At 58.5% G+C, this 12252-nt stretch carries 12 protein-coding genes; 10 read left to right on the top strand and 2 right to left on the bottom strand.

From position 1 onward, the window contains the following. Positions 1-85 precede the first annotated feature (85 nt). Positions 86-295 carry a cold-shock protein gene (locus tag CHB79_RS00860; protein ID WP_010484518.1) on the top strand — a complete coding sequence of 70 codons (210 nt, stop codon included), beginning with the start codon at positions 86-88 and terminating at the stop codon, positions 293-295. A 106-nt stretch (positions 296-401) separates the two neighbouring features. Here CHB79_RS00860 and apbC read toward each other — a convergent pair whose 3' ends face one another. After that, entirely contained in the window at positions 402-1493 is a 1092-nt protein-coding gene (gene apbC / locus CHB79_RS00855; protein ID WP_089358590.1) for an iron-sulfur cluster carrier protein ApbC, read from the bottom strand. A 169-nt stretch (positions 1494-1662) separates the two neighbouring features. Between apbC and metG the strand changes: the two genes are divergently transcribed. The 9 genes from metG to CHB79_RS00810 all read left to right on the top strand — a co-directional run bounded on the left by metG (position 1663) and on the right by CHB79_RS00810 (position 10908). Next, a complete protein-coding gene (metG, locus tag CHB79_RS00850) occupies positions 1663-3705 on the top strand; it encodes a methionine--tRNA ligase (RefSeq protein WP_089358589.1) in 2043 nt (680 codons plus the stop codon). A 163-nt stretch (positions 3706-3868) separates the two neighbouring features. Next, positions 3869-4453 (top strand): electron transport complex subunit RsxA, encoded by a 585-nt coding sequence (gene rsxA / locus CHB79_RS00845; protein WP_069899328.1) that lies wholly within the window; start codon positions 3869-3871, stop codon positions 4451-4453. Next, the gene (gene rsxB, locus CHB79_RS00840; protein ID WP_089358588.1) at positions 4450-5040 is read left to right on the top strand and encodes an electron transport complex subunit RsxB; all 591 of its coding nucleotides are present in this window, start codon (positions 4450-4452) and stop codon (positions 5038-5040) included. The genes rsxA and rsxB overlap by 4 nt, the downstream gene beginning before the upstream one ends. Continuing rightward, entirely contained in the window at positions 5037-7568 is a 2532-nt protein-coding gene (gene rsxC / locus CHB79_RS00835; protein ID WP_089358587.1) for an electron transport complex subunit RsxC, read from the top strand. The genes rsxB and rsxC overlap by 4 nt, the downstream gene beginning before the upstream one ends. 16 nt (positions 7569-7584) lie before the next feature. After that, positions 7585-8616, top strand: coding sequence for an electron transport complex subunit RsxD (gene rsxD, locus CHB79_RS00830; protein WP_089358586.1), 1032 nt, complete (start codon positions 7585-7587; stop codon positions 8614-8616). Positions 8617-8646: 30 nt separating this feature from the next. Next, positions 8647-9273: an electron transport complex subunit RsxG gene (rsxG, locus tag CHB79_RS00825; RefSeq protein ID WP_089359176.1), complete on the top strand. Its 627-nt coding sequence runs from the start codon at positions 8647-8649 to the stop codon at positions 9271-9273. Further along, entirely contained in the window at positions 9273-9986 is a 714-nt protein-coding gene (locus CHB79_RS00820; protein ID WP_010484506.1) for an electron transport complex subunit E, read from the top strand. The genes rsxG and CHB79_RS00820 overlap by 1 nt, the downstream gene beginning before the upstream one ends. Beyond that, the gene (gene nth, locus CHB79_RS00815; protein WP_089358585.1) at positions 9983-10621 is read left to right on the top strand and encodes an endonuclease III; all 639 of its coding nucleotides are present in this window, start codon (positions 9983-9985) and stop codon (positions 10619-10621) included. Before CHB79_RS00820 ends, nth begins: the two co-directional genes overlap by 4 nt. Before the next feature lie 107 nt (positions 10622-10728). Next, positions 10729-10908 carry a PA3496 family putative envelope integrity protein gene (locus CHB79_RS00810; protein ID WP_089358584.1) on the top strand — a complete coding sequence of 60 codons (180 nt, stop codon included), beginning with the start codon at positions 10729-10731 and terminating at the stop codon, positions 10906-10908. 127 nt (positions 10909-11035) lie between these two features. Here the strand turns inward: CHB79_RS00810 and CHB79_RS00805 are convergent, their stop codons facing one another. After that, positions 11036-12169 carry a pyridoxal-phosphate-dependent aminotransferase family protein gene (locus tag CHB79_RS00805; protein ID WP_089358583.1) on the bottom strand — a complete coding sequence of 378 codons (1134 nt, stop codon included), beginning with the start codon at positions 12167-12169 and terminating at the stop codon, positions 11036-11038. Positions 12170-12252 lie beyond the last annotated feature (83 nt).

Genomic DNA, 12252 nt, shown 5'->3' with positions numbered 1-12252 from the left:
ATCGTCCGACTCCTAGTACTCGTTGCACTCAGTCCCGGCCTGGTTTTTTCCAGGGCTGTATATTACTTTTGTTAGGAGATTACACATGTCTAATCGTCAAACTGGCACCGTTAAGTGGTTCAACGACGAGAAAGGTTACGGCTTCATCACTCCACAATCTGGTGATGACCTGTTCGTACACTTCAAAGCTATCCAGAGCGATGGCTTCAAGAGCCTGAAAGAAGGCCAGCAAGTAACTTTCGTGGCCACTCGTGGTCAGAAAGGCATGCAAGCTGAGGAAGTACAAGTTATCTAACTTGTCCTCCCTATAAAGAACCCCGCTTCGGCGGGGTTTTTTTATGCCTGCAGAAACTCACCAGCCAGCAGCAATCCCGGTGCACCGGGACCGCCGCTGACGAGCCTCAGTCGTCGCTAACCGAAATAGTTGGCATGGCTTGCGCATTGGCACCACTTTGGGCAATTCGTGCACCAACGGTACGTGCGGTTTCCTGATAGATCATGGCTATCTGGCTTTCCGGGTCAGCGATGGTCGTTGGCTTGCCGCCATCTGACTGCATGCGGATGGCCATCGACAGCGGCAACGAGGCAAGCAGATCGACATCAAACTGCTTGGCCAGCTTCTCACCGCCGCCTTCACCGAATAAATGCTCGGCATGACCGCAGTTCGAGCAGATGTGCACGGCCATGTTCTCGACCACGCCCAATACAGGGATATTGACCTTGCGGAACATCTCCACACCCTTCTTCGCATCCAGCAACGCCAAATCTTGCGGCGTGGTGACAATCACGGCACCGGCGACCGGGACTTTCTGCGCCAGTGTCAGCTGGATATCGCCAGTGCCTGGCGGCATATCCACCACCAGATAATCCAGGTCAGTCCAGGCGGTCTGGGTGATCAACTGGATCAGCGCGCCGGACACCATCGGACCGCGCCACACCACGGGCGTATTCTCATCGGTCAGAAATGCCATGGACATCACTTCAACACCGTGGGCCTCAAGCGGCACGAACCATTTCTGATCCTTGACCAGTGGCCGTGTGCCCTCGGCGATGCCGAACATAATGCCCTGGCTAGGACCATAGATGTCGGCATCGAGAATACCCACCTTGGCGCCTTCACGGGCCAGGGCCAGGGCCAGGTTGGCCGCAGTGGTCGATTTGCCAACACCGCCTTTGCCCGAGGCAACCGCGATAATATTCTTAACATTGGCCAGTGCAGGCACTTGTTCTTGTGCCTTGTGCGCAGCAATCACGCAGTCGATCCGCACCTTGGCAGCCTCGACACCATCAAGATTGGTCAGCGCCATCTCCAGCACCTGCGCCCAGCCACTCTTGAACAAACCGGCGGCGTAGCCCAGTTCAAGGCGCACATTGACACTGCTGCCCTGAATATCGATCTCTCGCAGGCAACCGGCACTGACCGGGTCCTGATTCAAGTGCGGGTCGGTGTACTGACGCAGGGTGGCTTCAACTACTTCACGGGTGACAGACATGAAAACTCCCAAACAAAGGTCAAGTAACGCAGTCCAGCATGTTACCGCAAAGCCAGAGTTGCAACAGATGCCGACTTTTCCACCTTTGGACGGCCGCGCGGGATGAAAAAAAATGGCCAGGGCTATATAGTTGTCGACTTCCCTTGATTTACCAGTGCAGCCGATCTCTATGTCTGAAGCCCGCAAGATTCTCGTTACCAGCGCCCTGCCCTACGCCAACGGCTCGATCCACCTTGGCCATATGCTCGAGTACATTCAGACCGACATGTGGGTGCGCTTCCAGAAGCTGCGCGGCAACCAGTGCATCTATGTCTGCGCCGACGATGCCCATGGCTCGGCCATCATGCTGCGCGCCGAAAAAGAAGGCATCACGCCCGAGCAATTGATTGATAACGTCAAGGCCGAGCACACCGCCGACTTTGCCGACTTCGGGGTCGATTTCGACAATTACCACTCGACCCACTCCGAAGAAAATCGCGAGCTGTCTGCCGCGATCTATCTGAAACTGCGCGACGCCGGTCACATCGCCACGCGCTCGGTGACCCAGTATTTCGACCCGGAAAAAGGCATGTTCCTGGCCGACCGCTTCATCAAAGGCACCTGCCCGAAATGTGCGACGCCAGACCAGTACGGCGATAACTGCGAAAAATGTGGCGCGACCTACGAGCCAACAGAGCTGAAAGACCCGCGCTCGGCCATCTCTGGTGCCGTGCCGGTGCTGAAGGACTCCAAGCACTTCTTCTTCAAGCTGCCCGAGTTCGAGGCCATGCTCAAGCAATGGACGCGCGGTGGTGCGCTGCAAGATGCCGTTGCCAACAAGCTTGCCGAATGGCTCGACTCCGGCCTGCACGAATGGGACATCAGCCGTGACGCCCCCTATTTCGGCTTTGAGATTCCCGATGAGCCGGGCAAGTACTTCTATGTCTGGCTGGATGCGCCGATTGGCTACATGGCCAGCTTCAAGAACCTGTGTTCGCGCCGCCCTGACCTGGACTTCGACGCCTTCTGGAACCAGGATTCCAGCGCCGAGCTGTACCACTTCATCGGCAAGGACATCGTCAACTTCCACGCCCTGTTCTGGCCAGCAATGCTCGAAGGCGCGGGCCTGCGCAAGCCGACCGCGGTCAATGTACACGGCTATCTGACCGTCAACGGGCAGAAAATGTCGAAGTCGCGCGGCACCTTTATCAAGGCCCGCACCTACCTCGACCACCTCAACCCGGAATACCTGCGTTACTACTACGCCGCCAAACTGGGCCGTGGCGTTGATGACCTCGACCTCAACCTTGAAGACTTCGTGCAGAAGGTCAACTCCGACCTGATCGGCAAAGTGGTCAATATCGCCAGCCGTTGCGCCGGGTTTATCCACAAGGGTAACGCCGGCGTGCTGGTCGCCAGTAATGCCGCGCCTGAGCTGACAGAAGCCTTCAAGGCCGCAGCGCCAAGCATTGCGCAAGCCTATGAAACCCGCGACTTTGCCCGCGCAATGCGTGAAATCATGGGCCTGGCCGACCGCGCCAACGCCTGGATCGCCGACAAGGCGCCGTGGTCGCTGAACAAGCAGGAAGGCAAGCAGGAAGAAGTCCAGGCGATTTGCGCCCAGGCGATCAACCTGTTCCGCCAGTTGGTTATTTTCCTCAAGCCAGTGCTGCCAAACCTTGCCAGCGACGCCGAGAAGTTTCTCAATGTCGAGCCGCTGCGCTGGGATGACCATCAAACCCAGCTGGCAGACCACCAACTGAACCCGTTCAGCGCACTGCTGACCCGTATCGAACCTGCGAAAATCGAAGCCATGACCGAAGCCTCCAAAGAAGACCTTGCCGCAGCTGAAGCCACCAACCAACCGGCGGGCAATGGTGAACTGGTAAAAGAGCCAATTGCCGCCGAGATCGCTTTCGACGCCTTTGCCGCAGTTGATTTGCGGGTTGCCCTGATTGAAAAGTGCGAGTTCGTCGAAGGCGCCGACAAACTGCTGCGCCTGAGCCTGGATATCGGTGATGCCAAGCGCAACGTCTTCTCCGGCATCAAGAGCGCCTACCCGGACCCAAGCAAGCTTGAGGGGCGCCTGACCCTGTATGTGGCCAACCTGGCCGCGCGCAAGATGAAGTTTGGTGTGTCCGAAGGCATGGTCCTGGCGGCTGGCCCCGGCGGCGAAGAGATTTACCTGCTCAGCCCGGACAGCGGTGCCAAGCCCGGCCAACGCGTCAAGTAACACGGCCCCAGGCGCTGTAACCCTGCCGCAGTACCGCCACCAGCGGTGCTAGGCTTATTAGGCCAATAACACTCAAGCCAATGCTGGCTTGAGTGTTATTTAGCTGTCACCGATAATAAACACCCTTTTTATACGGCCTTTGCCCGTCCAAACGGTACCCGCAATGACCGAACTCGCTCTGATTCTGGTTAGCGCCATCCTGGTCAACAACTTTGTGTTGGTGCAGTTTCTTGGCCTGTGCCCATTTATGGGTGTGTCGAAGAAAATCGAAACCGCGATTGGCTTGTCCCTGGCGACCACCTTTGTCCTGACGCTGGCTGCCATGTGCAGTTACCTGGTGCAGCAATACGTGCTCAAGCCACTGGATATCGAGTTCCTGCGCACCATCAGCTTTATCCTGGTGATCGCCGTGGTGGTGCAGTTCACCGAGATGGTGGTTAACAAGACCAGCCCGCTGCTGTACCGCGTCCTGGGGATCTTCCTGCCGCTGATCACCACCAACTGCATTGTCTTGGGTGTTGCCCTGCTCAACGCCAACAAGAGCGAGTTCACCTTTATCACCGCCACTGCCAACGGCTTTGGCGCTGGCCTCGGCTTCTCCCTGGTCCTGGTCTTGTTTGCCGCCATGCGTGAGCGCATTGCCATTGCCGATGTACCCAAGTCATTCCAGGGCGCGGCAATCGGCATGGTCACCGCCGGCCTTATGTCGCTGGCCTTCATGGGCTTTACCGGGTTGATCAAGTTATGAGCCTGGTAATCAGCGCGGTTCTTGCGCTGCTGGCCCTGTGCCTGGTCTGCGGCGCCATCCTTGGTTACGCTGCGGTGCGTTTCAAGGTCGAAGGCGACCCCATTGCCGAGCAAGTCAACGCCCTGCTTCCACAAACCCAGTGCGGCCAGTGCGGTTATCCGGGCTGCAAGCCTTATGCCGAAGCCATTGCCGCTGGCGACAAGATCAACAAGTGCCCACCCGGTGGCGAAGCGACCATCCAGGCGCTGGCCGATCTGCTGGATGTCGAGCCCGAGCCCCTTGATGCGGTCGAAGGCGAAAAGCCACAAATGGTTGCCTTCATCCGCGAAGCCGAATGCATTGGTTGCACCAAGTGCATCCAAGCCTGCCCCGTCGATGCAATTGTCGGCGCGGCCAAGCAGATGCACACGGTTATCGCCTCTGAATGCACCGGCTGCGACCTCTGTGTTGAGCCCTGCCCAGTTGATTGCATCGACATGCTCGAAGTCGGCAGCAGTGTACAAACCTGGAAATGGCAGCAGCCTCTGGCTCCCGGCCAACTAATCGCCACTGATCGCGACGCGAGCCACAGAGGCGAAGCTGCATGAGCCTGATGCAAATCTGGGATATTCCGGGCGGTATTCATCCGCCAGAGCGCAAAGACCTCTCCACCCAAACGCCGATCCAGGCCGCCCCATTGCCTGCGCGGTTGATAGTGCCGCTTAACCAGCATATCGGTGTTCCGGCCGAGCCAGTGGTTGTTGTTGGCGAGCATGTACTCAAGGGCCAACTGATCGCCAAGGCCAACGGTTTCGTGAGCGTACCGGTGCATGCACCGACATCCGGCAGCGTCAGCTTTATAGGCCCGCAGCCTTACCCGCACGTATCTGGCATGCTCGCCCCGGCCATCGTTATCGACAGCGACGGCAAGGATCAATGGTGCGCGCTACAGCCGTGCACCGACTACCGCCAGTTGGAGCCAAGCGCCCTGCTGGAGCTGATTCGTCAGGCCGGAATCAGTGGTTTGGGTGGCGCGGGTTTCCCCACAGCTGTGAAACTGACCGCACGCCCAACGCAAAAAATTCACACGCTGATTATCAACGGCACCGAGTGCGAACCCTATATCACCGCCGATGACATGCTGATGCGTGAGTTCGCCGCCGAGCTGGTTTCAGGCATCGAGATCCTCGCCCACCTGATCAATCCCGAGCAGGTATTGATTGGCATCGAAGACAACAAGCCCGAAGCCATTGCCGCCGTGAAGCAAGCGGTGGGCGAGCGGCCGTTTCAAGTCTGCGTATTCCCAACCAAGTACCCCTCCGGCGGCGAGAAACAGCTTATCCAGATCCTGACCGGGGTCGAGGTGCCCAGCGGCGGCCTGCCTGCGGACATCGGCATGCTCTGCCAGAATGTCGGCAGCGCCGTTGCCGTACACAACGCGGTGGTACTCGGCCAGCCGTTGATCTCGCGGATCACCACCCTGACCGGCGAAGCGCTGGCGCGACCGATGAACCTCGAAGTATTGATCGGCACCCCTGTTGGCGAGTTACTCGACTTCACCGGGCTTGATCAGCAAGCCTTGGGTCGTTTGATCATGGGCGGCCCGATGATGGGCTTCACCCTGCCCAACACAGATGTACCGGTGATCAAAACCAGCAACTGCCTGCTGGCATCCAGCGCCACGGAACTGCCTGCTCCAGCGCCCGCAATGCCATGCATTCGTTGCGGCGAATGCGCAGAGGCCTGCCCCGCCAGCTTGCTGCCGCAACAGTTGCACTTCTTTGCCCTCGGCCAGGACCACGAGCAGCTCAAGGCGCATAACCTGTTTGACTGCATCGAGTGCGGCGCCTGCGCCTATGTATGCCCCTCAAGCATTCCCCTGGTGCAGTACTATCGCGCCGCCAAGGGCGAGATTCGCGACCTGGAGCAGAAACAGCTCAAGGCCGAACAATCCAAGCAACGCTTTGAACTGCGCCAGGAACGCTTGCGTCTCGCTGAAGAGAAAAAAGAAGCCGAGCGCAAAGCCCGCCAGGAGCGAGCCGCTCGCGCCAAGGCTGCCCAGGCAGAGAGCCCGGCTACCGAGCCCGCCAACAGCACGGCTGCAAGCCCGGCCAGCAGCCTGAGCGATGAGTTGAAGAAGCTGAAGATTCAGGCAAGCATGGCGCAAGTCGCCCTGAAGAAAGCCGAAAAACAGCTCGCCGCGCACGACACACCTGAACTGCACACGCAGGTCAGCAACCTGCGCGAGGCAGCGCAAAAGGCACAAGAAGCCCTGGACACTGCTCTGGCCGCCGAGCCAGCCGCAGCACCAGCAGGCCCCACCGCCAATGATGCCGAGCTGAAAAAGGCCAAGATCGATGCTGCCATGCTGCGCGCCCAACTGCGCAAGCTGGAAAAGATCGAAGCACCCACCGCCGAGCAAGCCAGCGAGTTGCAAAACCTGCGCGACCAGCTCGAAGCAGCCGAAAAACGGCTCGCTAGCCTGCAGACAACCGCAACGGCGGCACCTGCCAAGCCAGCGCCCGCCGCCAATGATGCCAAGCTGAAAAAGGCCAAGATCGATGCCGCCATGCTACGCGCCCAACTGCGCAAGCTGGAGAAGATCGAAGCACCAACCGCCGAGCAAGCCAGCGAGTTGCAAAACCTGCGCGACCAGCTCGGAACGGCCGAGAAACTGCTCGCCAGCCTGCAGACAACCGCAACAGCGGCACCTGCCAAGCCAGCGCCCGCCGTCAATGATGCCGAGTTGAAAAAGGCCAAGATCGATGCCGCCATGCTGCGCGCCCAACTGCGCAAGCTGGAGAAGATCGAAACACCAACCGCCGAGCAAGCCACTGAGTTGCAAAACCTGCGCGACCAGCTCGAGGCAGCCGCAGTAACGGCCGCCGAACAAGCCTTGCATGCTGCAGAGGAAGCATCGAGCAAACCCGCGCCACAATTGCAGCGCAGCGACAAGCGCCCGATTGACGAAACCAGCCGCGCCCTGAAAACCGAAGCGGCCTTCGCCCGCGCCGACCTGCGCAAGCTGGAACGCGCCGAGAACGCCGATACTGCTGCCCTTGAGGCTGCACGCTCGCGCCTGGCTGCTGCCGAACAGGCACTGGCGACGCACCAGGCCACAGACCCACCCCTTTAGAGAGACTCGACAGCCAATGGCCTTGCCCCGCATCACATCGCCCCACGCCAAGGGCAGCAATCGCACACAGCGCGTCATGCTGCGGGTGTTGCTGGCAACCGTGCCCGGGATTATCGCCCTGACCTGGCTGTTCGGCTTTGGCACGCTGATCAATCTGATTTGGGCCAGCGCCTGCGCCCTGGGCTTTGAGGCATTGATTCTTGCCCTGCGTAAGCGCCCTGTAGGCTTCTTCCTCAAGGATTACAGCGCACTGGTGACTGCGGTACTGCTCGCACTGGCTTTGCCGCCCTACGCGCCCTGGTGGCTCACCCTGGTGGCAACGGGCTTCGCCATCAGCTTTGGCAAGCAACTGTATGGTGGCCTGGGGCAAAACCCGTTCAATCCGGCAATGGTCGGTTACGTCGTGGTGCTGGTTTCGTTTCCGGTGGAGATGACCAGTTGGCCAGCGCCGCACATGGTCGGTCCGCTGGATGCCGTGCAGCATATTTTTGGCTTGGCCAGCCTGCCCGACGGTTGGGCGCAAGCCACGGCCCTGGACGCGCTGAAGATCAATAAAAGCCTGACCATTGATGAACTCTGGATGCAAAACCCGGCTTTTGGTCGCTTCGGCGGCGCCGGAGCCGAGGTGGTCAACCTCGCCTTCCTGCTCGGCGGTATCTACCTGCTGCGCAAACGCCTGTTCACCTGGCATGCGCCCATCGGCATGCTCGCAGCATTGGCAATCATGAGCTTATTGTTCTGGAACGGCAGCGGCTCGGACTCCCACGGCTCACCGCTGTTCCACCTGCTCAGTGGCGCAACCATGCTCGGTGCGTTCTTTATCGTCACCGATCCGGTTTCGGGCGCGACCAGTAACCTGGGACGCTTGCTCTTTGGCATAGGCGTGGGCGTGCTGGTCTACGTAATCCGTGCCTGGGGCGGCTATCCAGATGGCGTTGCCTTTGGCGTCTTGCTGATGAACCTGGCGGCGCCCACCATCGATTACTACACACGACCACGCACCTACGGTCATCGCAAGCCCACCCGTGGCTTCAAGCTCGGAGAATAACCAGTGGCCTTGCCTGAAATCAGCCGGTCGATGATCAAGAACAGCTTGGTGCTGGGACTCTTTGCAGTGGTCACCGTCGGCACAGTGGCGCTTACCCAACTGGGCACCGCATCACGTATCGAAACCGCGCAGCGTGAGGCCCAGGTCCGCGCGCTTGCGCAGATATTGCCCAACGGCAGCTATGACAATCACCTGCTCGACAATGTTGTCCAGGTGTTTGATCCGAAACTGCTTGGCCTGAAAACACCAGAAGATGCCTACATTGCCCTCAAAGACGGCAAGCCCAGCGCAATCATCCTCAAGGCCGTCGCCCCGGATGGTTACAGCGGCGCGATTCACCTGCTGATCGGAATTAACGCCAATGGCACGCTGGCCGGGGTAAGAGCGCTCAACCACCGTGAAACACCGGGCTTGGGCGACCGCATCGACCTGAGCAAAAGCAACTGGATCTTGGGCTTTAACGGCAAGTCGCTGAGCAACCCGGACGACAGCGGCTGGGCGGTCAAGAAAGACCACGGCGTGTTCGACCAGTTTGCCGGGGCCACTATCACGCCCCGAGCCGTGGTCAAGGCCGTGCACAAGGCCTTGCAGTACTTCGATGCCCACCAGCAACAACTGTTTGCCACTGAGCGTACGCCCAAACAGGAATCCAACTGATGGCCAGCACCAGCTACCGCGAAATCACCCTCAACGGCCTGTGGAAGAACAACCCCGGGCTGGTTCAGCTGCTTGGCCTGTGCCCGCTGCTTGGCACCAGTAACTCCACGGTCAATGCCTTGGGCCTGGCACTGGCCAGCGCCCTGGTACTGATTTGCTCCAACACCGCAGTGTCGCTGGTGCGCGGCGTGGTGAACACCGCCGTGCGTCTTCCGGCGTTTGTGATGATCATTGCCGCACTGACCACCTGCATCGAGCTATTGATGCAGGCCTATACCTATGAGCTTTATCAGATTCTCGGCATTTTTATTCCGCTGATCACCACCAACTGCGTGATCCTGGGCCGCGCAGATGCCTTTGCCGCGAAGAACGATCCAGGCCGTGCAGCCTATGATGGTTTGATGATGGGCCTGGGTTTTGCAGCGGTGCTGGTGTCCATAGGCGCCATTCGCGAGTTGCTCGGCACCGGTATTCTGTTTGCCAATATGCAGTTGCTCTTTGGCCCCGCCGCAGCGAATTGGAAGATCACCCTGTTCAGCGACTACCAAGGCTTCTTGCTGGCCATTTTGCCGCCTGGTGCCTTTATCGTGCTGGGTTTGTTGATTGCCGGTAAAAACCGCATCGATTCAATATTGGCCGAGCGCGCCAAGGCCAGGCAGCCTGAAGTTGTGGTGCAAAGCCGCCGCGTTCGTGTGACAGGAGTCATTGAGTGAACGCCGCCAAACGCTACGAAATCTTCCGCCGCCTGCATGAAGACAACCCCGAGCCCAAAACCGAGCTGGCCTACAGCACACCCTTTGAGCTGTTGATTGCGGTCATCCTCTCGGCGCAAGCCACGGACGTTGGCGTGAACAAGGCCACGGCCAAGCTCTACCCCGTCGCCAATACTCCGGAAGCGATTTACGCCCTGGGGTACGACGGCCTGTGCGAGTACGTGAAAACCATTGGCTTGTATCCGAGCAAGGCAAAAAACATCATCGAAACCTGCCGTATGCTGATTGAGTTGCACAACAGCCAGGTGCCAGAAACCCGCGAAGCGCTCGAAGCGCTGCCAGGCGTGGGCCGCAAGACCGCCAATGTGGTACTCAACACGGCATTCCGCCAGTTCACCATGGCGGTCGACACCCATATTTTCCGCTTCAGCAATCGCACGGGCGTGGCCCCGGGCAAGAACGTGCTAGAGGTCGAAAAGAAGCTGCTGAAGTTTGTCCCCAAGGATTTTCTACTCGACGCCCACCACTGGATGATCCTCCACGGCCGCTACGTGTGCCAGGCGCGCAAACCGCGCTGTGGCAGTTGCCGCATCGAAGATCTGTGCGAATACAAGCAGAAAACATCTGACGATTGATTTTACAGTGACTTTTCTATCCTCCTGATTGAAAAAATCTTTTTTACCCGCTGCGATTTTGCCGCTATAAGGTGCGCAAATGGCTTGCACAGCCCGGAGTGGAAGATATGAGCACTGACAAAGAAGACCTGGACCTCGATGACGACTTTGTCTCAGACGATAGCGATGATAACGAGGCACCGGTTGAGGTGGCGAAAACCAACCTGACCAAGCGCCGCATCATTGATAATTTTCTGGACGAACGCCGCCTGAACAAACAGCTGGCTGAATACGATTTCGATTTGTAAGCACTGCCCTGCATCAACGGCCCTTCCTGAAGCCTATAGCGCAGCAGGATCGACTCAGCAGGTTGAAAGGCAATAGCGCGGTCCAGAACCAGCGCTATTGCATTGTTTTACCCCGCCAAACCAGTGGCTACTCAGCCAGTACCTTATCCAACGCGTCCGCCAAGGTTGCGACCGTGCGCTCCAGGTTATTGAGCTTATCAAGACCAAACAGGCCCAAACGGAATGTCTGGAAGTCTGCTGGCTCGTCACACATCAGAGGCACGCCCGAGGCGATCTGCAAGCCCTGGGCAGCAAACTTCTTACCGGTCTTGATATCGGCATCATCGGTGTAGCAAACCACCACGCCAGGCGCTTCAAAGCCCGCCGCCGCCACACTTTTAAAGCCCTTCTCTGCCAGCAAGGCACGAACCCTATCGCCAAGCGCCTGTTGTTCATCGCGCACTACATCAAAACCGTACTGCTCGGTTTCTTTCATCACATCGCGAAAGCGCACCAGTGAGTCGCTTGGCATGGTCGCGTGATAGGCGTGACCACCCTGCTCGTAGGCGCCCATAATCTGCAGCCACTTTTTCAGGTCGCAAGCAAAGCTGCTGCTTTCGGTACTTTCGATACGCTCGCGAGCCAACTCGCTGAACATTACCAATGCGCAGCATGGCGACCCGCTCCAGCCTTTCTGCGGTGCGCTGATCAGAATGTCCACGGCATTGGCCTGCATATCAACCCACAGCGCACCAGAGGCAATGCAGTCGAGCACGAAGATACCGCCAACCGCATGCACCGCATCGCCAATGGCGCGCATGTAGGCGTCTGGAAGAATGATTCCAGATGAAGTTTCAACGTGCGGAGCAAAGACTACGTCGGGCTTTTCCCGATGAATCGCGGCAACCACTTCTTCAATAGGCGCTGGGGCAAACGCTGCCTGGGGCTCAGTGCTTACAGGCCGCGCTTTGAGTACGGTGCTGTGCGCAGCAATCTTGCCCATCTCGAGAATCTGCGTCCAACGGTAGCTGAACCAACCATTACGCACGATCAGGCATTTTTTATCGCTGGCAAACTGACGCGCGACGGCCTCCATGCCAAAGGTACCGCTGCCTGGAACCACGGCCACTGCATGGGCGTTATAAACCTGCTTGAGGGTGAGCGAAATATCATTCATGACCTGCTGGAATGACTGCGACATGTGATTCAGCGAACGATCGGTATACACCACCGAATATTCAAGCAGGCCTTCTGGATCAACAGATGAGACTGGATTGTGCATAGGGTTACCTTGTAGACAGTGGCAGTAAATGCGCAGGGCTCGGCTGGATTGCAGCACAGTGCCCTGGGCTGGCAAGTGGCAAA

Origin of the sequence: Pseudomonas segetis, assembly GCF_900188155.1 — a bacterium.
Classification (GTDB): Bacteria; Pseudomonadota; Gammaproteobacteria; order Pseudomonadales; family Pseudomonadaceae; genus Aquipseudomonas; species Aquipseudomonas segetis.
The sequence above is the reverse complement of the archived record's forward strand: the minus strand, read 5'-3'. Positions and strand labels throughout refer to the sequence as shown.

Coding starts and splice junctions, on each gene's coding strand:
- CHB79_RS00860 (WP_010484518.1), top strand. CDS start 86: ATGTCTAATCGTCAAACTGGCACCGTTAAGTGGTTCAACGACGAGAAA.
- apbC (WP_089358590.1), bottom strand. CDS start 1,493: ATGTCTGTCACCCGTGAAGTAGTTGAAGCCACCCTGCGTCAGTACACC.
- metG (WP_089358589.1), top strand. CDS start 1,663: ATGTCTGAAGCCCGCAAGATTCTCGTTACCAGCGCCCTGCCCTACGCC.
- rsxA (WP_069899328.1), top strand. CDS start 3,869: ATGACCGAACTCGCTCTGATTCTGGTTAGCGCCATCCTGGTCAACAAC.
- rsxB (WP_089358588.1), top strand. CDS start 4,450: ATGAGCCTGGTAATCAGCGCGGTTCTTGCGCTGCTGGCCCTGTGCCTG.
- rsxC (WP_089358587.1), top strand. CDS start 5,037: ATGAGCCTGATGCAAATCTGGGATATTCCGGGCGGTATTCATCCGCCA.
- rsxD (WP_089358586.1), top strand. CDS start 7,585: ATGGCCTTGCCCCGCATCACATCGCCCCACGCCAAGGGCAGCAATCGC.
- rsxG (WP_089359176.1), top strand. CDS start 8,647: ATGATCAAGAACAGCTTGGTGCTGGGACTCTTTGCAGTGGTCACCGTC.
- CHB79_RS00820 (WP_010484506.1), top strand. CDS start 9,273: ATGGCCAGCACCAGCTACCGCGAAATCACCCTCAACGGCCTGTGGAAG.
- CHB79_RS00810 (WP_089358584.1), top strand. CDS start 10,729: ATGAGCACTGACAAAGAAGACCTGGACCTCGATGACGACTTTGTCTCA.
- CHB79_RS00805 (WP_089358583.1), bottom strand. CDS start 12,169: ATGCACAATCCAGTCTCATCTGTTGATCCAGAAGGCCTGCTTGAATAT.